We start from the raw sequence: 19839 nt of genomic DNA, 5'->3' as shown, positions 1-19839 counted from the left end.
AGCCGGAGCCTCGGCGGCCGGAGCCGCGGGGGCCTCGGCCGCGGGGGCCTCGGCGGCGGCCGGCGCGGCGGCCGGGGCCTCGGCGCCGGAGCCGTCGTCGATGACGGCCAGCTCGGCACCGACCTCGACGGTCTCGTCCTCGGCGACCTTGATGGAGGCCAGGATGCCGGAGACGGGGGACGGGATCTCGGTGTCGACCTTGTCGGTCGAGACTTCGAGCAGCGGCTCGTCGGCCTCGACGCGCTCGCCCTCGGCCTTCAGCCAGCGGGTGACAGTGCCCTCGGACACGCTCTCTCCGAGCGCCGGAAGGGTTACGGAAACCGACATGGTTTCAGTTGCTCCTAACGAATGTGCGGAAGTGGTCGTCGCGCCCGTGACGATTAGTCGTGGGAGTGAAGCGGCTTGCCGGCCAGGGCCAGGTGGGCCTCGCCGAGCGCTTCGTTCTGGGTCGGGTGCGCGTGGATGAGCTGCGCGACCTCGGCCGGCAGGGCCTCCCAGTTGTAGATCAGCTGGGCTTCGCCGACCTGCTCGCCCATCCGGTCACCGACCATGTGGACGCCGACCACGGCACCGTCCTTGACCTGGACGAGCTTGATCTCGCCCGCGGTCTTGAGGATCTTGCTCTTGCCGTTGCCCGCGAGGTTGTACTTCAGGGCCACGACCTTGTCGGCGCCGTAGATCTCCTTGGCCTTGGCCTCGGTGATGCCGACGGACGCGACCTCGGGGTGGCAGTAGGTGACGCGTGGGACACCGTCGTAGTCGATCGGGACGGTCTTGAGACCGGCCAGACGCTCCGCGACCAGGATGCCCTCGGCGAAGCCGACGTGCGCGAGCTGGAGGGTGGGGACGAGGTCGCCGACGGCCGAGACGGTCGGCACGTTCGTCTGCATGTACTCGTCGACCAGGACGTAGCCGCGGTCCATCGCGACGCCCTGCTCCTCGTAGCCCAGGCCCTGCGAGACCGGCCCGCGGCCGATCGCGACCAGGAGCACCTCGGCCTCGAAGGTCTTGCCGTCGGCCAGCGTCACGCGGACGCCGGTCTCGGTGTACTCGGCCTTGTCGAAGAAGGTGCCGAGGTTGAACTTGATGCCGCGCTTGCGGAACGCCCGCTCCAGGATCTTCGAGCTGTTCTCGTCCTCGACCGGGACGAGGTGCTTGAGGCCCTCGATGACGGTGACGTCGGCCCCGAAGGACTTCCACGCCGAGGCGAACTCGACGCCGATGACGCCGCCGCCCAGGATGATCGCGGACTCGGGCACGCGGTCCAGGACCAGGGCGTGGTCCGAGGAGATGACGCGGTTGCCGTCGATGTCCAGACCCGGCAGCGACTTCGGCACGGAGCCGGTAGCCAGCAGGATGTGGCGGCCCTGGACACGCTGGCCGTTCACGTCGACGGAAGTCGGGGAGGAGAGGCGGCCCTCACCCTCGATGTAGGTCACCTTGCGGGAGGCGAACAGGCCCTGCAGGCCCTTGTACAGGCCCGAGATGACCTCGTCCTTGTACTTGTGCACACCCGCGATGTCGATGCCCTCGAAGGAGGCCTTGACACCGAACTGGGCGGCTTCGCGAGCCTGGTCGGCGACCTCTCCCGCGTGCAGCAGAGCCTTCGTGGGGATGCAGCCGTTGTGCAGGCAGGTGCCGCCGAGCTTGTTCTTCTCGATCAGGGCAACGTCCAGACCCAGCTGGGATGCGCGCAGAGCCGCGGCGTAACCGCCACTGCCACCGCCGAGGATCACTAGGTCGAAAACGGTGCTGGCGTCGTTCGCCACGTCACGTCCTCCATGCATGTGCGCCGGGCACCGGTCCTCTGTGACCGGGCGGCGGCTGGTATCGGCCGCTTGTTTCTTCGGCCCTGTGGTGGGGGCCCTGTCCTGCCGAGAACCCATCTTCGCATTTGTCGGGGGAACGCGGGACGCCGGGCCCGGTCTGTGACAGGGCGTTCTGCCCGTAGGGGGGGTTACCAGTGCGTAGAAACCTACGGATTTCGTCGACGGTGAACACGCCCCGGGCCCCCGTGGGGGACCCGGGGCGAGTCACGTCTCACATGTGCGCCGGGCAGCGGTGGTACGTCAGCCCAGGTCGCCGGTGGCGGTGCGCTCCGCCAGCCGCACGAGCGTGCGCACGGCGGAGCCGGTGCCGCCCTTGGGGGTGTAGCCGTACGGGGCGCCCTCGTGGAAGGCCGGGCCCGCGATGTCGAGGTGGGCCCAGGTGATGCCCTCGCCCACGAATTCCCGCAGGAAGAGGCCGGCGACCAGGCCGCCGCCCATCCGGACGCCCATGTTGGCGATGTCGGCCGTGGGGGAGTCCATGGACTTGCGCAGGTCCTCGGGGAGCGGCATCGGCCAGGAGGCCTCGCCGACCTCTTCGGCGATCTCGTGGATCGCCGTGCGGAAGGCGTCGTCGTTGGCCATGATCCCGAACGTGCGGTCGCCCAGGGCCAGCACCATCGCGCCGGTCAGGGTGGCGACGTCGACGATCGCGTCCGGGTTGTCCTCGGAGGCCTTCGCCAGCGCGTCACCGAGGACCAGGCGGCCCTCGGCGTCGGTGTTGAGGACCTCGACGGTCTTGCCGGTGTACATGCGCAGCACGTCGCCGGGGCGGGTGGCCGAGCCCGAGGGCATGTTCTCGGCCAGGGCGAGCCAACCGGTGACATTGACCCGCAGGCCCAGCTTCGCGGCCGCGACGACGGCGGCGAACACGGCGGCGGCGCCGCTCATGTCGCACTTCATGGTCTCGTTGTGGCCGGCCGGCTTGAGGGAGATGCCGCCCGAGTCGTAGGTGATGCCCTTGCCGACGAAGGCCAGGCTCTTCTCCGCCTTGGAGTGGGTGTAGGTGAGCTTCACCAGGCGCGGCGGGTTCTCGGAGCCCTTGCCGACGCCCATGATCCCGCCGTAGCCGCCCTTGACCAGGGCCTTCTCGTCGAGGATCTGGACCTTGATGCCGTTCTCCTTCGCGGTCGCGGCGGCGACGGCGGCGAAGGCCTCGGGGGTGAGGTCGTTCGGCGGGGTGTTGACCAGGTCGCGGGCGACGTTGACCTCGGTGGCGACGACGACGGCGCGCTCGGCCGCGGCCTTGTGCTCCTTGTCGCGGGGCCTGGCGCCCAGCAGGGCGATCTCGGCCAGCGGCTGCTTCGGGCCGGCGTTCTTGCCGTTCGCGTTCTTCTCGCCGCCCTGGTAGGCGGTGAAGGCGTACGCGCCCAGCAGCGCGCCCTCGGCCACGGCGGTGACCGCGGAGGCGTCGTCCAGGGGGAGGGCGAAGGCGGCCTTCTTGGTGCCGTGCAGCGCGCGGGCCGCGGATCCGGCGGCGCGGCGCAGCGCCTCTTCGTCGTACGACTCGTCCTGCTCCGGGACCGGCCCGAGCCCGACCGCCAGCACGACCGGGACCTTGAGGCCCGCCGGGGCAGGCAGCTTGGTGGTCTCGCCCTCGGCGCCCGAGGCGCCGAGCGCCTCCAGCATCGCGGCGAGCTTACCGTCGTACGCCTTGTCCACGGCCTCGGCGCCCGCGGCGGCGACCGGGCCCTTGGGGCCCTTCGCCACGCCGACCACGAGGGCGTCGGCGCGCAGCGTCGCAGCGCCGGCAGTGCTGAGAGTCAGAGCAGTCACGGTGGTGAAGTCTCGCTTCCGTTTGTGTGTGTGGGCCGAATGGGTGGACGGCCCTCCCGGGCGATCGTATTCCGGCCCGACCCCCGCCGGAAAAGAGCCTACGCGCCCGTACTCGCCCGCACGCCACTCGAAGGTTTGGCAAGTTGTTCGATCAAGACGCCGGCAGGTTCACCCATCTGTGGTCTCTGTTCCAGGTTTGCCTCATAGACCGGACGGGGTCCGAAAGACTCGGCCCACTCTCGCAAGGGGACGCGGGGTTCCTTTGCATGATTTCCACAGAGCTTCCCCCGTCCGGCGCACCGCCAAGGGCCGGAGTCGGGGGACGCCTGCGGGGGGAAGGCCGAAATGGTCAAGAAGAACCGGATGAACAGGGTCGCCGCTGTCATGGCCGCGGCAGCTCTGGTGTCCGTCGCGGTACCTGCCGCGACCGCCCACGCGGCGGTCGCACCACGCGTCGATCTGAAGGTGCTCGTCGTCGACGACGGCGGCAGCTCGGTCGAGGCGATCACGGCGGAGCTCCGGGACACCGGGGTGCCGTACACCCGCGTGGCGCTCGGCAGCGGAAGCCGGCCGGTCATCGACGCGGCTTTCCTGAGCGACACGGTCGACGGCCGGCCGCGCGCCAAGTACCAGGGGGTGGTGCTGCCCAACGAGAACCCCTTCGGGGCCGGCTCGGCCGAGATGGCCGCGCTCGCCGCGTACGAGACGGCGTACGGGATCCGCCAGGTCGACGCCTACACCTGGGCCCACCCGGGCGTCGGGCTGGAGTACACCGACAACGGGGGGTACAGCGGCCAGCTGGACGGCACCCCGGCCACCGTCACAGCGGCCGGGAAGGCGGGCCCCTTCGGCTACCTCGGCGGGCAGGTCGCCTTCGAGGACAACTCCGCCCTGGTCCCGGAGAGCTACGGGTTCATGGGCAAGCCGCGGCCCGGCTACACCAGCTACCTGGACGCCCCCGTCGACGGCGGGCGGGCCTCGCTCGTCGGCGAGTACACCCACGACGGGCGCAGCGAACTGGTCGTCACCTTCGGCTACAACCAGCACCAGACGCAGTTCCGGCTGCTCGCCCGGGGCATCGTCGAATGGCTCACCCAGGGAGTCCACCTCGGCCGGAGCCGCAACTACTTCGCGGTCCACGTCGACGACGTCTTCGCCCCGGACGCCCGCTGGAACAAGGAACTCAACTGCACTCCCGGCGACTACGCCTGCGCGGGCGGCGAGGGCAAGGAGAGCACCATCCGGATGACCGCCGCGGACGCGCAGTACGCGGCGCAGTGGCAGACGTCCAAGGACTTCAAGCTCGACATGCTCTTCAACGGCGGCGCCGGCGAGGAGTGGAAGGCCGAGAACGGCGGCGTCGACGCCCTGACCGCCCAGCTGGTGGCCGACCGCGCCAAGTACCGCTGGATGAACCACACCTACACCCACCCGTTCCTCGGCTGCGTCCAGGACGTCACCACCGTCCCGTGGAGCTGCAAGAAGAACACCCTGGGCACGACCCAGTACATGAGCCGCGCGGAGATCTCCGCGCAGATCCGTGACAACAACAACTGGGCGGCCTCCAAGGGCATCACCCTCGACCGCACCGAGCTGGTCACCGGCGAGCACTCGGGCCTGAGGACCAACCCCCAGCAGCCCCAGGACAACCCGAACCTCGCCGGCGCCCTCGCCGACAACGGCGTCAAGTGGGCGGGCAGCGACAACTCCCGCGAACCGGCCCAGCGCGCCGTCGGCGCCGCCCTGACCGTCCCGCGCCACCCGATGAACGTGTACTACAACACGGGCACCAACGCGGAGATGGCCGACGAGTACAACTGGATCTACGCCAGCCGCGAGGACGGCGGCAGCGGCATCTGCGAGGACAACCCGGCGACTTCCACCTGCCTGCCGGCGGCGCTCGACGTCGACACCGGCTACCTCGACCACATCGTCCCCCAGGAGGCCCGGACCGCCCTGCGCCACGTACTGGCCAACGACCCGCGCCCGCACTACGTGCACCAGTCCAACCTCGCCGAGGACCGCACCCTCTACCCGGTGCTCAACCAGGTCCTCGACACCTACCGCTCCCTCTACGCGCCCACCGCGCCCCTCGTCAACCAGAGCATGAAGGACACCGGCGTCGAGCTCGGCCGCCGCACCGCCTGGGACAAGGCGCTCGCCGCCGGCCAGGTCACCGCCTACCGCGTCGGCACCACCGTGACCGTCAAGGCCCCCTCGGGCGTCGTCGCCCCGGTCACGGCCCCCAACGGGACGAAGAAGCAGCACCTGCTCGGCACCAGCGACTTCGGCGCCGCCTACGCCGGGACCCGCTCCGCCTGGACCGCTCCCGAAACGCTCCAGTCCGCCGTGACGCTCAAGCTGCCCAGCTGACCGTCCCGCACCCCGCCACAACCACACGTACCACCTAGCGCCGGCGCACCGCGAAACCCACGGGCGCCGGCCCCTTTTCCGTCCTGGGGGGACTCACCGCATGAGCCATGGGCGTCACGTCACCATGCTCACAGAAGGCACCTACCCGCACGTCCACGGCGGCGTCAGCACCTGGTGCGACCAACTCGTACGCGGCATGCCGGAGGTCGACTTCAACGTCATAGCCCTGACCGGCTCCGGTCGCGAGCCGGTCACCTGGGAACTGCCGCGCAACGTCTACCGGCACACCGCCTTCCCCCTCTGGGGCCAGCCGCCGGGACGCGGCCGCCGGGGCGCCCTGCGCGGCAAGGCCCTCCGCCGCTTCACCGAGGTCTACGAGACCTTCCTGCTCTCCCTGCTCGACCCCGCCCGGTTCGCCGGAGGCACGCCGGACGCGCCCGGCGGATTCTCCGGCGCCCTGCGCGAACTGGCCCTGCTCGCCCGGGCCGGCAAGCTCGCCCCCGCCCTGCGCTCCGAGTCCACCCTGCGCCTCCTGATGGCCGTGTGGACCCGCTCCGGCCTCGACACCGCCGGCGCCGCGCCCACCGTCCACGACGCGCTCACCGCCACCGACCTGCTGGAACACGCGCTGCGCCCGCTCTCCGTACGGATCCCGCCCGACAGCGTGGCGCACGCCGTCAGCAGCGGACTCGCCACCCTCCCGGCCCTCGCCGCCAAGCAGCTCGACGGGGTGCCCTTCCTCCTCACCGAGCACGGCATCTACCTGCGCGAGCGCTACCTCGGCTACCGCACCGCCGAGCAGCGCTGGCCCGTCAAGGCCCTCATGCTCGGCTTCTACCGCGAGCTCAACACCGAGGGCTACCGCCAGGCCGACCTGATCACCCCGTGCAACCAGTACAACCGCCGCTGGGAGGAGCGCGGCGGCGCCGACCCCGACCGGATCCGCACCGTGTACAACGGCGTCGACCCGCACCTCTTCCCCCAGGCCGGCCCCGAGCCCGAGGTGCCCACCCTCAGCTGGTGCGGCCGCGTCGACCCGATCAAGGACCTCGAAACCCTCGTCCGGGCCTACGCCTTCATGCGCGCCGAACTGCCCGCCCTGCGGCTGCGGCTCTTCGGCCCGGTCCCGGCCGGCTGCGAGGCGTACAGGCTCCGCCTGGAGAAGCTCGCCGCCGAACTCGGCGTGGCCGACGGGATCACCTACGAGGGCCGCGTCGAGCGGGTGGCCGAGGCGTACGCCGCGGGCTCCGTCGTCATGCTCTCCAGCATCAGCGAGGGCTTCCCCTTCAGCATCATCGAGGCCATGTCCTGCGGTCGCACCACCGTCTCCACCGACGTCGGCGGAGTCCGCGAGGCCGTCGGAGACACCGGCCTGGTGGTCCCGCCGCGCGAACCGGAGACCATGGCCCGCGCCACCCTCGCCCTGCTCCGCGACGATGCCCGGCGCGCCGAGCTCGGCCGGCTGTCCCGCAAGCGGGTGGTGGAGAAGTTCACCCTCGACCAGTCCGTGGACGGCTTCCGGCACATCTACCGGGAACTCGCCGGCCAGCCCGTCCTGCCCGTGCACGAGGGCGACAGCTGGACCCAGCGCCTGGGCGAGCCCTGGTACCGCGAACTGGCCGCGCTCAGCCGCCCCCGGGCCGAATCCGGCGAGGGGAGCCTGCGGTGAGCGGGTCCCTCTGGCTCAAGGTCCCCGGCGGCGACACCCTGCCCGCCGTCCCCCGGCCCCGGCGCACCGCGGAGCCGGCCGCCGACCCCATGGACGAACTCGCCGAGCGCCTCGACGTGTTCATCGCCGGCGCCGTCCACCCGGACGAGATCGCCGCCATCCTGGAGTCCGACGGGATGACCGACGAGCACATCCGGCTCACCTACGGGCGGCACGACTCCTTCGGACTCGCCGAGGAGCTCTACGCCCGTGTGCCCCGCTCCTTCCCGGAGCCCGAGCACGTCCCCGACCCCTGGAAGGTCTCCCTCACCGCCTGCCTGCTGCGCGGGCTGATCTTCGCCCTGCCCGGCCTGGCCTACATCCTCGGCGCCCCCCTGCTCGACGGCCCGCCGGACCGGCTCGGCCTGCCCGCCGGGACACTGCCGCTGATCGCCGGGGCGCTCATCGGCTGGGTCTGGGACCAGACCCTGTCCCACCGGGCGTACTCCTGGCTGGGCCTCGGCGACCGGCCCGCCGCCGGGCGAACCCTGCTCGTCGGCGCCCCCGCCGGCTCCCTGCTGGGCATCGCCGCCGCGCTGGCGGTGCCCGGCGGACCGCCGTTCTCCTACGCGTTCGCCGCCGGGCAGGCCCTGTACGTCGGCGCCGCCACGGTGCTGCTCGTCCTCGGCCGGGAGCGGCTCCTGCTCGCCGCCCTCGGCCCGATGGCCGCGGGAGCCGCCGCCGCGCTGGTCACCGACCCGCCCGTACCGCTGCGCGTCGGCCTGCTCGCCGTGTCCCTGCTCGCCGCCTGCGCCCTGGCCGTACGGGAACTCCCGCTGGCCCGGGGCGTACGCGGCGCGGCCCGGCGGCTCCGCGGCTGGGCCGCCCGCCACCCCGGCCGCCGGCACCGCCCGGCGGCCGCCGGGAGCGCGCCCGTGCGCTGGCGGATGCTGCGCGGCGCCGAGGAGCCGTACGCGCCGCGCGGCCCCCGGCTCGGGGACTCCGTCCCGTACGGGGTCTTCGGCCTCGGCACCGGCCTGCTCGTGCTGTACGCCGCCCTCGGCGAGGTGCTGTCCGGCGGTCCCGCCGAGGCAGTCGCCGCGCCCTCGGCGGTGGCCCTCACCCTCAGCATGGGACCCGCCGAATGGCTGCTGCACCGCTTCCGCAGCGGCAGCCTCGCCGGGCTCCGAGCGGCCCGCTCGCCCCGGGCCTTCCGGCGCCGGATGCTGACCACGCTCGCCCGGTGCCTCGCCTCCTACCTGGCCGTGGTGCTGGCCCTCGGCGTCACCGGCACCCTGCTGTGGCCCGACGCCCCCGGCCTCACCGCCGTCCGCGTCGCCACCCTGCTGCTGCTCGGCGCGGTGATGTGGACCGGTCTGCTCCTGCAGTCCTTCGGAGCCGTCCGCCCGGCGGCCGCGGTGTGCTCCTCGGCCGCCGTGGTCCAGAGCCTGGCCCTGCTGACCGGCTTCGGGCACCCCCGGGCGGTCCAGCTGGCGGTGGCGGGCGCGGCGGCCGCCGCACTGGCCGTCCTGGTCTGCCTGCTCCTCGGGCGCGCCACGGCGCACCGGTGACCCCAGATGAGAACGTACGCACAGTACGAGACGTACGAGGAGAAGGACCCCATGCTGCTGGTGCCCCTCTACGAGCACCCCGCCGACCGGCCCGACGACTGGGAGCGGCTCATCCGCGCCGCGGGCCGGCTCCACTCAGTGGTGCTCAACCCCGACAGCGGGCCGGGTGACGCCCCCGACGAGCGGTTCGCCCGCGTCGCCGAGCGGTTGCGGGAGGCCGGGGTGCCCGTCCTCGGGTACACCGACACCGACTACGGGCGGCGCCCCCACGCCGCCGTGGTGCGCGACCTGCTGCGCCACCGCGACTGGTACGGGGCCGACGGCGCCTTCCTCGACCAGGCCGCCGCCGGCCCCGACATGCTCGCGCACTACGGGCGGCTCGCCGTCGCCGCCCGGGCGGCCGGGGCCCGCACCCTCGTCCTCAACCACGGGGTCCATCCGCACCCCGGCTACGCCGGACTCGCCGACCTCCTCGTGACCTTCGAGGGACCGTGGGACGCCTACCGGGAGGCGGGCGCCGCGCCGCCGTGGACCGGGGAGCACCCCGCCCAGCGGTTCTGCCACCTCGTGTACGCCGTCCCGCCGGGCGAACCCGCCGCCCGGCTCGCCGAACAACTGGCCGCCGAGCGCGGCGCGGGCGTGCACTGCGCGGTCCCCGGCACCGGCGCGCACCCCTGGTGCACCCTCCCGTACGCCCTGGAGGCGGCGGGATGAACCGTTTCCCTTTCCGGCTCCTGCTGGTACCCCTGCTGTTGCTGCTGCTCGCCTCGTGCACCACCGGATCCGAGGACGACGACGGCGGACCGCGGCCCTGGCCCGGGCAGGCGCCGGGGGAGCGCTGGCAGCCCCGGCCGGGCACCGGCTGGCAGTGGCAGCTCACGGGCCGGCTCGACACCTCCGTCGACGTCCCGGTCTACGACGTCGACGGGTTCACCACCACGAAGGGCCAGGTCACCGCGCTGCGGAAGGCCGGGCGGCGCACCATCTGCTACCTCTCCACCGGTGCCTGGGAGGACTTCCGGCCCGACGCGGACGACTTCCCGAAGGCGCTGCTCGGCAGGAGCAACGGCTGGGAGGGGGAGCGCTGGCTCGACATCCGCCGGGCGGCGGAGCTGGAGCCGCTGATGGCCGAGCGGTTCGACATGTGCCGGGAGAAGGGCTTCGACGCGGTGGAGCCGGACAACATGGACGCCTACCGCAACCCGTCCGGCTTCCCCCTGACGGCCGAGGACCAGCTGCGCTACAACCGGATGATCGCGAAGCTGGCCCACGACCGGGGCCTGGCGGTGGGTCTGAAGAACGACCTCGACCAGATCCCGGAGCTGGTCGCCGACTTCGACTTCGCGGTGAACGAGCAGTGCGCGCAGTACCAGGAGTGCGAGAGGCTCACGCCGTTCGTGGCCGCCGGCAAAGCGGTCTTCCACGTGGAGTACGAGGTCCCGGCGGCACGCTTCTGCGCGCGCTCGCGCGAGCTGGGGCTGAGCTCGCTGGAGAAGAAGTACGACCTGGGCAGTTGGCGCCGCGCCTGCTGACGGCCCCGGCCGGCCGGGGCCGGGTTCGGGACGCGCGGCGGCGCGGTCAGACGGGGAGGACGGCGTGGACGCGGTAGCCGCCGCCGTAGCGGGGGCCCGTGAAGCAGGAGCCGCCCAGCGCGCCCGCCCGCTCCCGCATGCCGAGCAGCCCGTGCCCGCCGCCCTCCGGCTCCGGGAGGGCCAGGGCCGCCGGCTCGGTACCCCCGTCGTCCAGTACGGTCACCTCCACCGCCGGTCCCGCCCGCACCACGCTGACCTCGGCGCTGGCCCCCGCGCCCGCGTGCTTGCGCACGTTGGTCAGGGCCTCCTGGACGACCCGGTACGCCGCCAGGTCCACCGCGGCCGGGAGAGGTCCCGGCTCGCGCCCCAGCTGGACCATCACCTTCACCGGCAGCCCGGCGTGCCGGAAGGTGTCGACCAGCTCGTCCAGCACCGCGAGGCCCGGCGCGGGCTCCGTCGGTGCCTCCGGGTCGCCGGACTGCCGCAGCAGCCCGACGGTGGCGCGCAGTTCGTTCAGCGCCGAGCGGCTGGCGTCCCGGACGTGCGCCAGCGCCTCCTTGGCCTGGTCCGGCCGCTTGTCCATGACGTGCGCGGCCACCCCGGCCTGCACGTTGACCAGCGCGATGTGGTGGGCGACCACGTCGTGCAGGTCCCGGGCGATCCGGAGCCGCTCCTCCGCGACCCGCCGCCGGGCCTCCTCCTCACGGGTCCGCTCGGCCCGTTCGGCCCGCTCCCGGATCGCGTCGACGAACGCCCGCCGGCTGCGTACGGCGTCCCCGGCGGCCGCCGCCATCCCGGTCCAGGCGAAGATGCCGAGGTTCTCCTGCGCGTACCAGGGCAGCGGCCCGGCCGACATGGCCACCGCGGTCAGCCCGGCCATGGTGAGCACCCCGATCCGCCAGGTGGTGGGCCGGTCGGTGCACGCGGCCACCGTGTACAGGGCGATCACCGTGCACATCACGACGGGCGCCCGGGGATCCCCGGTGACCAGCTCCAGCAGGCTGAGTCCGCAGGTCACGGCGAGCACGGTGCGCGGCCGGGTGCGCCGGAACACCAGGACGGCCGCGCCGAGCAGCATCAGCAGCAGTGAGAGCGGCTCGGGGGTCCGCGTACCGAAGGTCGGGCCGTGCGGGCCGTGCGGCTCCGCGAAGGTGCCGACGACCATGGCGACGAACGCCCCGAAGGCGAGCACGGCGTCGGTGGCGAGCGGATGGTCCCGCGTCCACTTCCGGGTGGCCGCGACGGGCCCGAGGTGTGTCGTCACCCCGATACGGTACGGCCTGCTCCGGCCGGGCCGGCGTCAGCGGCGGGTCTCCAGGTGTCTGCGGTGCAGCCACTTCGGCAGGCCGGGGGCCTCCAGGAAGCCCTCGGCGCGGCCCGCCGCGATGCCGATCCGCAGCAGGTCCGAACTCTTCTCGAAGAGCATGAACCGCGGTTCCCAGATCGGCCGGTACTTGGCGTTGGCCCGGTAGAGGGACTCGATCTGCCACCAGCGGGAGAAGAAGCTGAGCAAGGAGCGCCACATCCGCAGCACCGGACCCGCCCCGAGCCGGGAGCCGCGCTCGAAGACGGACCGGAACATCGCGAAGTTCAGCGAGACCTGGGTGACCCCGATCTCCGCGGAGCGCTGCAGGAGTTCGATGACCATGAACTCCATCAGGCCGTTCTCCGCCTCCCGGTCCCGGCGCATCAGGTCCAGGGACAGTCCTGCGGATCCCCACGGCACGAACGACAGCACCGCGCGCAGGGCGCCGTCGCCGTCGGTGCACTCCAGCATCACGCACCGGCCGTCGGCGGGATCGCCCAGCCGGCCCAGCGCCATGGAGAAGCCGCGCTCGGTCGCCCCGTCGCGCCAGTCGTCGGCGCGGCGCACCAGTTCCTCCATCTCGCCGGCCGGGATGTCGGCGTGACGGCGGACGCGGACCGTGTACCCGGCCCGCGCGACACGGTTGTAGGCCTGCCGGACGGTCCGCATGGCGCGGCCGTCCAGGGTGAACTCGGCGGTCTCGACGATCGCCTCGTCGCCGAGTTCGAGCGCGTCCAGTCCGTGGCGCGCGTAGATCTGCCCGGCCTCCTCGCTCGCGCCCATGACGGCCGGGACCCAGCCGTGCTCGCGGGCCTCGGCCAGCCAGGGCTCGATGGCGCCGGGCCACGCCTCGGGATCGCCGATCGGGTCACCGGAGGCGAGCGAGACCCCGCCGACGACGCGGTAGGTGACGGCGGCCTTGCCGGTGGGGGACCAGACGACGGACTTCTCGCGGCGCAGCGCGAAGTAGCCCAGCGAGTCGCGGTCACCCTGCTTGGCGAGCAGGGCCCGCAGCCGCTCCTCGTCGTCCTCGGTGATCGGGTCGACGGCGCGGCGCGAACGGAAGGCGGCGAACAGCACGGCGAGCAGCAGCAGGGTCGACATGACGTTGACGATGACGTCGACCCAGCCGGGGGTGCTGATGGCCTCGTAGGCCTTCGTGTCGGCGTCCAGGGTGACCAGGCGCGTCACGCCGTACCACCAGCGGGACCCGAAGCCGGCCTCGGAGGCGGCGGGGGAGGTGTTGGCGGCGCCGACGAGCAGGGCCGCGACCAGCGAGGTGAGGAACAGGCCCACCGCGGCGACCGCCGTCGCGAGCGCGGGGTTGGAGCGGTCGCCCCGCGCGTAGAACTCGCGGCGGCCGATGAGCAGGGCGGCGACGAAGAGCGCCGTCAGGCCGAGCGAGACCCAGTTCTGGACGTGCTCGCGGAACTCCGGGTGGCAGAGGGTGCGGTCGCCCCCGGTGCAGGGGGCGAAGGCGCGGAGGAGGAAGGCGAGCAGGAGCACACCGGCCAGGGCCAGGTTCAGGATCCAGGCGGCGCGCTTGCGGCGGCCCAGGGTCGCGGCGAGGACCAGGCAGAACAGGCCCGAGGCGAAACCGGCCGTGAGCAGGTACGGGGTGTAGAACTCGGTGCTGTTGTGCCTGCGCAGGTCCTGCCCGAGTGAGACCCACACCGCGCTCAGGAAGTTGACGAAGGTGACGGCCCGCAGGTACCAGACCGCGAACGCGGCCCCGCGCCGCGAGCGCGCGCTTCCCCGGCCCGCCTTCTCCCGGCCGTCCCCCGGGGCCCTGCCGGCGGGGTCCCCGCCGCTCCCGTCCCCGCCGTTCCCGTCTCTGCCGGTCACCGGACGGTTCGCCGTGCCGGTCCCCCTACCTGTCCCCCCACCGGGCGCCGGTCGGGCGCCGCGGTCGGTGTCTGCGCTGGTCAAACGGACCTCTCCCGTAAAAAGTAAGCATATGGGGCGCCGCCTTCGCGGGTGGCGGCTCCAGGGCCACGGCTGGTCAGTGCCGTACGCCCCGGCGACTCAGTCCACCGGCTCCTGCGCCGTCCGCTCCGGGAGTTCCGCCGCGAGCGCGGCGGCCGCCTGGACCAGGGGCAGGGCCAGCAGTGCCCCGGTACCTTCCCCCACGGAGACGCCGTGGTCGAGCAGCGGGTTGAGCGCCATCCGGTCCAGGGCCTTGGCCTGGCCCGGCTCCCCGCTCGTCTGACCGGCCAGCCACCAGTCGGGGGCGCGGAAGGCCGCCCGCTGGGCCACCAGTCCGCAGGCCGCCGAGACGACGCCGTCGAGGATGACCGGCGTACGGCGCACCGCGCACTGGAGCAGGAAACCGGTGATCGCGGCCACGTCCGCGCCGCCGACCGCGGCCAGCAGCGCGACCTGGTCGCCGAGGACCGGGCGGGCGCGGCGCAACGCGTCCCGGATCGCCGCGCACTTGCGCATCCAGGCGAGGTCGTCGACGGGGAGCCCGCCGCGGCCGGTGACCACGGAGGCGTCGGTGCCGCACAGGGCGGCGACCAGCGTGGCGGCGACCGTGGTCCCGCCGACGCTGAGGTCCCCGAGGACGACCAGGTCCGTACCCGAGTCGGCCTCCTCGTCCGCGATGCGCATCCCGAGGCGCAGTGCGTCCCGGGCCTCGTCGAGGGTGAGCGCGTCCTCCACGTCGATCCGCCCGCTGCCGCGCCGTACGCGGTGGCGGACCACGTCCTCGGGCAGCAGACCGGGATCGCAGTCGAGGCCCGCGTCGACGATCCGTACCGTGGCGCCGAGCCGGCCGGCCAGGATGGCGACGGGGCTGGTCCCGTCGAGCACGGCGCGCACCAGCTCATGGGTGGTGGAGGCGGCCCGCGCGGACACGCCCGCCGAGGCGATCCCGTGGTCGGCGGCGAACAGCACGACGCGGGGGCGCTCGATCGGCGCGACCGGTACGCGGCCCTGCGCGGCGGCGAGCCACTCGGCCAGTTCGTCGAGCCGGCCCAGCGCTCCGGAGGGCACGGCCAGCCGCTCGCGGCGTTCCTCGGCATCACGCCGGACGCCCCCGTCGGGGCGCTCGATCAGATCGGAGAAGTCGTCGAGATTCAGCGTGCTCATCTGCCAGAGAGTACAGCCGGTGAGGCCCTCCCCAAGCCCGCTCGGAAGGCTCCGGCGGGCCTCGCGGCGGGCCGTCACGAGCCGTGCGCAGCGGGGTCCTTGAGGACGAGGGCCTGTCCCGCGACGACGAGCAGGACCTGCTCGCACTCGCCCGCCACCGCGTTGTTCAGGCGGCCCAGTTCATCGCGGAAACGGCGACCCGAGGCGGTCGCGGGCACGACGCCCGACCCCACCTCGTTGCTGACCAGGACCACCGGGCGGCGCGTGGCGCGGACGGCCGCCACCAGCTCGGCCGTCCGGTCGCCGAGCCGCTGTCGCCCGCGCGCGGCCCAGACGGCGTCGTCCCAGGCCCCGGCCCGGTCCATCGCGTCCGTGAGCCACAGCGCCAGGCAGTCGATCAACAGCGGCGGCCCCTCCGCGGCCAGCAGCGGGGCCAGCTCGCACGTCTCCACCGTGCGCCAGCCGCCCGGCCGGCGCTCCCGGTGCAGGCCGACCCGCTGCGCCCACTCCGTGTCCCCCTCGCGTGAGCCACCGGTGGCCACGTAGGAGACGTCGGGGAAGGCGGCGAGGCGGCGCTCCGCCTCGACCGACTTGCCGGAGCGGGCCCCGCCCAGCACCAGGGTGCGGCGCGGCAGGTCCGGTACCGCGCGGTAGTCGCCGACGGCCACGGTCGTTGCGTCCGGCACCGCCCGGGCGCCGGCCGCCGCGCACCGGCGCTCCAGCTCCCGGCCCGGCGGGGTGTCGTGGTCCAGGTGCACGGCGATCACGTCCGTGGCCGGGCCGATCGCGCCGCTCGCCCGCAGCCGGGCCAGGGCCTCGGGCCGGCCGAGGACGTCCGCGAGGACCAGGTCGTACGGTCGCCGCACCACCGTGCCGTCGGTCCCGGCCGGGGCGCCCCGCGGCGGCAGGTACAGCAGCCGGGCGCCGTCGGGGCCGGTCACCTCGTATCCGGTGCCCGGCGCGTCCATCGGGACCGCCCGCACCCGGTGGCCGGAGATCACCGCGAGCTCCTGCCCGTCGGGCACCCGGCCGGCGGCCGGCAGCCCGGGCGGCAGCTCGACCGGTGGGCCGTCGTGCGGATGGGTGAGCAGCACCTGCCGTACGCCGGCCAGCGAATGCCCGGCCCGGGCGCCGGCCAGCACCGCCCCGGGGGTCAGGTCGAGCAGCAGCGCCCCGTCCACGAGGACGGCGGTGGCGGCCCGCGAGCGGGTGCCGACCGAGACCGCGCAGGCCGCGCAGGGGCAGCCGGGGCGGGGGAGTCCTTCGGGTGTGCCGGTGCCGAGCAGAGTGAGTTCCACAGGATGATCCTCCCGCGTCGCCGGGACTGGTGCGCGCCCGGTTACTCTGCGGGCACACTCAAGGCGAGAAGCGTGCGCAACGCGGACGAGCAACGGAGGCGGACATGGCGTGGACGTGGCGGTTCGAGACGGCCGACGGCACGGAGACGGCCCCGTCGGTGGTGCCTGAGGAGTTCACCACGCAGGGGGACGCGGAATCCTGGATCGGTGAGTACTGGAAGGACCTGCTGGAAGGCGGCACGGAACAGGTGAAGCTCTCCGACGACAACGGCACCGAGCTCTACACGATGAGCCTCAGGGCCGCCCTGGAGGCCTGACCCCGCCGGGCCCGGCCCGCCCCAGCCGCACCGGCGGGTGGGGCGCGCCATCCCGGCGCCGCCGGGCTCCGGGGTCCGGGCTCCGGAGTCCGGGCTCCGGAGTCCGGGCTCCGGGGTCCGAGGAAGACTTACGCCCCGCGGACCCCGCACAGGTGCAGCAGCGCGGCGACGCCGCGGTAGGGGTCCGTGCGCCCCGCGCGGTCCTCGGCGGCCAGCAGCCGCTCCAGTTCCCCGTCGGGCGGCAGGGTCTCGCCCGCCTCGGTCCCGTCGGTGAAGACGCGTACGCCGTACCAGGCCTGCAGCGGCGCACCGATCCCGGACAGCGTGGCCGTCAACCCGGCGAGCCGGTCGGCGCGCACGTCCAGGCCCAGCCGGTTCGTGTAGTCGGTGCTGTCGAACGCCGCCAGCGCGCCCTTCCAGTCGCCGTCGAGGCCCGGCCGCATGGCGAGCGCGTCGCCGTTGCGCACCAGCAGGGACAGCAGGCCGCCGGGCGCCAGCATGCGGGCCAGCCCGGCGAGCATGGCGTCCGGCTCGGGCACGTACATCAGCACCCCGTGGCACAGCACCACGTCGAAGCTGCCCGGCAGGAAGTGCGCGCCGGTCTCGCGGCCGTCGCCCTCCAGGAGCCGGACCCGGTCCTGGATCCCGGCCGGCTCGCGGGCCAGCGCCTCGCGGGCGACCTCCAGCATCCCGGGGTCCTGCTCCAGGCCCGTCACCTTGTGCCCGGCGCGCGCCAGGCGCAGCGCCTGGGTGCCCTGGCCCATGCCGACGTCGAGGACGCGCAGCCGCTGCCCGACCGGGTAGCGCTGCACGATCTGCTCGTCGACCTGCCGGCCCACGAGCTCCTGGCGGACGGCGTTGCGCAGACCGCCCAGGCCTTCCAGCCAGAGCCTGGCTCCGTCCGCGAAGCCTGTCCCCGACCCGCCGGGCGTCGCTCGGCTCAGGGCCGTTCCCCGCGCTTGACCTGGGGCTTGGGCAGCCGCAGCCGGCGCATCTGGAGGGTGCGCATGAGTCCGTACGCGACGGCGCCGCGGCGGGGCTCGTCGGCGAAGCGCGTGTTCAGTGCCTTGCGCAGGCGGAACACCAGGCCGACGGAGTCGACGATGATCAGCGCGATCACACCGAGCCACAGCATCAGCGCGATGTTCTGGATCGCGGGCTGCCGCACCATGCTGAGCACGAGGATGATCACTGCCAGCGGCAGGAACATCTCGGCCACGGAGAAGCGGGAGTCCACGAAGTCGCGGACGAACTTGCGCACGGGGCCCTTGTCACGGGCGGGCAGGTAGCGCTCGTCGCCACTGGCCAGCGCCTCGCGCTGCTTGGCCATCTCCACGCGACGGCGCTCACGGGCTCGCTTGGCATCCTCCTTGCGGTTGCCGGTCGAGGCCACCACGGCCTTGCGCTGCGACTGGGCCACAGCACGCTTCGGCGTAGGGCGGCCCTTGGGGGCCTGCGGGTCACGGGACTGCGAGAGGTCGGCGCTCACCTTGTCGGTGGCGGCGACCTTCTCTTCCTTGGAGGAGCGGCTACCAAACACAAAACCCAAGCGTACGTGGTCGCGGACACACGCCCCACCCCCGCCGGGAACGATCCGGCAACGGCGGGCGTCTTCCCTGTGCGGGGTTCGGGACCGGCGGGCCTCCTCCACGGCGTCAGTCGGGGGCGCACCTACTCCTCACGCCTGATCCGGCGGTTGAGCAGGTCGTCCTGGAGGAGGAGCACATCCGCCCCCGAACAGTGCGGTAATGGAGACAGGGCCCGTACTGTGGGTTCTGTGGCGGTCCTCACGGGTGACCGAGGAGCGCGACTGTTGGTGACCTGGAGCGAAGTCCGTCAGAAGGGGGCGCGCGAAGCCCATGAGCGGTGTCATGAAGCGTATGGGGATGATCTTCCGCGCGAAGGCGAACAAGGCCCTTGACGGGGCCGAGGACCCGCGCGAGACCCTTGACTACTCGTACCAGAAGCAGCTGGAGCTGCTCCAGAAGGTGCGTCGCGGCGTCGCCGATGTGGCGACCTCCCGCAAGCGTCTGGAACTGCAGCTGAACCAGCTGCAGGGGCAGTCCGCCAAGCTGGAGGACCAGGGCCGCAAGGCGCTCGCCCTCGGCCGGGAGGACCTGGCCCGCGAGGCGCTGTCCCGCCGGGCCTCCCTCCAGCAGCAGGTCAGCGACCTGGAGGTGCAGCACCAGACCCTCCAGGGCGAGGAGGAGAAGCTGACCCTCGCCGCCCAGCGGCTGCAGGCCAAGGTGGACGCCTTCCGCACGAAGAAGGAGACCATCAAGGCCACGTACACCGCGGCCCAGGCCCAGACGCGGATCGCGGAGTCCTTCTCCGGCATCTCCGAGGAGATGAGCGACGTCGGCCTGGCCATCCAGCGGGCCGAGGACAAGACCGCCCAGCTCCAGGCCCGGGCCGGAGCGATCGACGAGCTGCTGGCCTCCGGCGCGCTCGACGACCGGAGCGGGCTGGGCTCCAGGGACGACATCCAGGCCGAGCTGGACCGCCTGTCGGGCGGTACGGACGTGGAGCTGGAGCTCCAGCGCATGAAGGCCGAGCTTGCGGGCGGCCCGTCCGCCCAGCAGCAGGCCATCGAGGGCGGCGCGCAGGGCGGCGCCCAGCAGCCGCAGACCCAGCACCGGTTCGACAAGCAGTAGGACGGGGCCCGTCATGATTGTCCGCATCATGGGGGAGGGCCAGGTGGAGCTGGCCGACCGCCACCTCACCGAGCTCAACGCGCTGGACGACGAGCTGCTCGCCGAGATGCGGCGCGGCGACGAGGAGGGCTTCCGGCGCACGCTGGGCTCGCTGCTCGAAGCCGTACGGCGCCTCGGGGAGCCGCTGCCCGACGAGGCCCTGGAGCCGTCCGAGCTGATCCTGCCCGGCCCGGACGCGACACTCGACGAGGTCCGGGACATGCTGCGCGACGACGGCCTGATCCCGGGCTGAGGGCGTGCGGGCCCGGGCGCCGGGACACCACGAAGAGGACGGGCCCGCCCCCCGGGGGGCGGGCCCCGCCACCGGCGGTGACGGTGCCGGCCGCGTCAACCCCCCCCCTGAGACAAAAAGCCGTAACGGGGTCCCCCCCCTGTAAATAAAGAAACA

17 protein-coding genes are annotated in these 19839 nt (G+C 73.3%); 8 read left to right on the top strand and 9 right to left on the bottom strand.

Annotated elements, in window-relative coordinates:
• The 3 genes from ACFWUQ_RS26890 to ACFWUQ_RS26880 all read right to left on the bottom strand — a co-directional run.
• On the bottom strand, nt 1-327 hold a 327-nt coding region (locus tag ACFWUQ_RS26890; RefSeq protein ID WP_384543004.1), incomplete at its 3' end, for a biotin/lipoyl-containing protein.
• Nucleotides 328-380: 53 nt separating this feature from the next.
• On the bottom strand, nt 381-1769 hold the full coding sequence (gene lpdA / locus ACFWUQ_RS26885; protein WP_384543002.1) for a dihydrolipoyl dehydrogenase: 1389 nt from the start codon (nt 1767-1769) through the stop codon (nt 381-383).
• Nucleotides 1770-2069: 300 nt separating this feature from the next.
• A complete protein-coding gene (locus ACFWUQ_RS26880; protein WP_384542999.1) occupies nt 2070-3602 on the bottom strand; it encodes a leucyl aminopeptidase in 1533 nt (510 codons plus the stop codon).
• Between the two features lie 345 nt (nt 3603-3947).
• Here ACFWUQ_RS26880 and ACFWUQ_RS26875 point away from each other — a divergent pair, with 345 nt between their 5' ends.
• The 5 genes from ACFWUQ_RS26875 (at nt 3948) to ACFWUQ_RS26855 (ending at nt 10726) form a co-directional block, all read left to right on the top strand.
• A complete protein-coding gene (locus ACFWUQ_RS26875) occupies nt 3948-5975 on the top strand; it encodes a hypothetical protein (RefSeq protein ID WP_384542997.1) in 2028 nt (675 codons plus the stop codon).
• Nucleotides 5976-6075: 100 nt separating this feature from the next.
• Complete coding sequence (pelF, locus tag ACFWUQ_RS26870; RefSeq protein ID WP_384542994.1) at nt 6076-7644, top strand: GT4 family glycosyltransferase PelF; 1569 nt, start codon at nt 6076-6078, stop codon at nt 7642-7644.
• On the top strand, nt 7641-9194 hold the full coding sequence (locus tag ACFWUQ_RS26865; protein WP_384542992.1) for a hypothetical protein: 1554 nt from the start codon (nt 7641-7643) through the stop codon (nt 9192-9194). The genes pelF and ACFWUQ_RS26865 overlap by 4 nt, the downstream gene beginning before the upstream one ends.
• A 6-nt stretch (nt 9195-9200) precedes the next feature.
• Nucleotides 9201-9908, top strand: coding sequence for a spherulation-specific family 4 protein (locus ACFWUQ_RS26860; RefSeq protein WP_384542989.1), 708 nt, complete (start codon nt 9201-9203; stop codon nt 9906-9908).
• The gene (locus ACFWUQ_RS26855) at nt 9905-10726 is read left to right on the top strand and encodes an endo alpha-1,4 polygalactosaminidase (protein WP_384542987.1); all 822 of its coding nucleotides are present in this window, start codon (nt 9905-9907) and stop codon (nt 10724-10726) included. The genes ACFWUQ_RS26860 and ACFWUQ_RS26855 overlap by 4 nt, the downstream gene beginning before the upstream one ends.
• A gap of 46 nt (nt 10727-10772) precedes the next feature.
• On the opposite strand, the gene ACFWUQ_RS26850 is transcribed toward ACFWUQ_RS26855, so the two are convergent.
• The 4 genes from ACFWUQ_RS26850 to ACFWUQ_RS26835 all read right to left on the bottom strand — a co-directional run bounded on the left by ACFWUQ_RS26850 (nt 10773) and on the right by ACFWUQ_RS26835 (nt 16420).
• Nucleotides 10773-11990, bottom strand: a complete 1218-nt coding sequence (locus ACFWUQ_RS26850; protein ID WP_384542984.1) for a sensor histidine kinase — start codon at nt 11988-11990, stop codon at nt 10773-10775.
• Between the two features lie 36 nt (nt 11991-12026).
• Entirely contained in the window at nt 12027-13742 is a 1716-nt protein-coding gene (locus ACFWUQ_RS26845) for a phosphatidylglycerol lysyltransferase domain-containing protein (protein WP_384543008.1), read from the bottom strand.
• A 315-nt stretch (nt 13743-14057) separates the two neighbouring features.
• Nucleotides 14058-15122 (bottom strand): nicotinate-nucleotide--dimethylbenzimidazole phosphoribosyltransferase, encoded by a 1065-nt coding sequence (gene cobT / locus ACFWUQ_RS26840; protein ID WP_384542982.1) that lies wholly within the window; start codon nt 15120-15122, stop codon nt 14058-14060.
• Nucleotides 15123-15196: 74 nt separating this feature from the next.
• A complete protein-coding gene (locus tag ACFWUQ_RS26835; RefSeq protein ID WP_384542980.1) occupies nt 15197-16420 on the bottom strand; it encodes a bifunctional adenosylcobinamide kinase/adenosylcobinamide-phosphate guanylyltransferase in 1224 nt (407 codons plus the stop codon).
• 104 nt (nt 16421-16524) lie between these two features.
• On the opposite strand from ACFWUQ_RS26835, the gene ACFWUQ_RS26830 reads away from it, so the two are divergent.
• The gene (locus tag ACFWUQ_RS26830) at nt 16525-16737 is read left to right on the top strand and encodes a hypothetical protein (RefSeq protein ID WP_384542978.1); all 213 of its coding nucleotides are present in this window, start codon (nt 16525-16527) and stop codon (nt 16735-16737) included.
• Between the two features lie 128 nt (nt 16738-16865).
• Here the strand turns inward: ACFWUQ_RS26830 and ACFWUQ_RS26825 are convergent, their stop codons facing one another.
• Together ACFWUQ_RS26825 and ACFWUQ_RS26820 are read right to left on the bottom strand one after the other, a co-directional pair.
• Complete coding sequence (locus tag ACFWUQ_RS26825; RefSeq protein ID WP_384543006.1) at nt 16866-17621, bottom strand: class I SAM-dependent methyltransferase; 756 nt, start codon at nt 17619-17621, stop codon at nt 16866-16868.
• Between the two features lie 56 nt (nt 17622-17677).
• Complete coding sequence (locus ACFWUQ_RS26820; protein ID WP_384542976.1) at nt 17678-18286, bottom strand: DUF3043 domain-containing protein; 609 nt, start codon at nt 18284-18286, stop codon at nt 17678-17680.
• Between the two features lie 310 nt (nt 18287-18596).
• On the opposite strand from ACFWUQ_RS26820, the gene ACFWUQ_RS26815 reads away from it, so the two are divergent.
• Both ACFWUQ_RS26815 and ACFWUQ_RS26810 read left to right on the top strand, forming a co-directional pair.
• On the top strand, nt 18597-19391 hold the full coding sequence (locus ACFWUQ_RS26815; RefSeq protein ID WP_384542973.1) for a PspA/IM30 family protein: 795 nt from the start codon (nt 18597-18599) through the stop codon (nt 19389-19391).
• 13 nt (nt 19392-19404) lie between these two features.
• Nucleotides 19405-19683, top strand: a complete 279-nt coding sequence (locus ACFWUQ_RS26810; RefSeq protein ID WP_384542971.1) for a hypothetical protein — start codon at nt 19405-19407, stop codon at nt 19681-19683.
• Nucleotides 19684-19839: the final 156 nt, after the last annotated feature.

Source organism: Streptomyces sp. NPDC058662 (assembly GCF_042716255.1).
In the GTDB taxonomy this organism is placed as follows: domain Bacteria; phylum Actinomycetota; class Actinomycetes; order Streptomycetales; family Streptomycetaceae; genus Streptomyces.
Note: the sequence above shows the minus strand (reverse complement) of the source record. Positions and strands in the feature narration are given on the sequence as shown.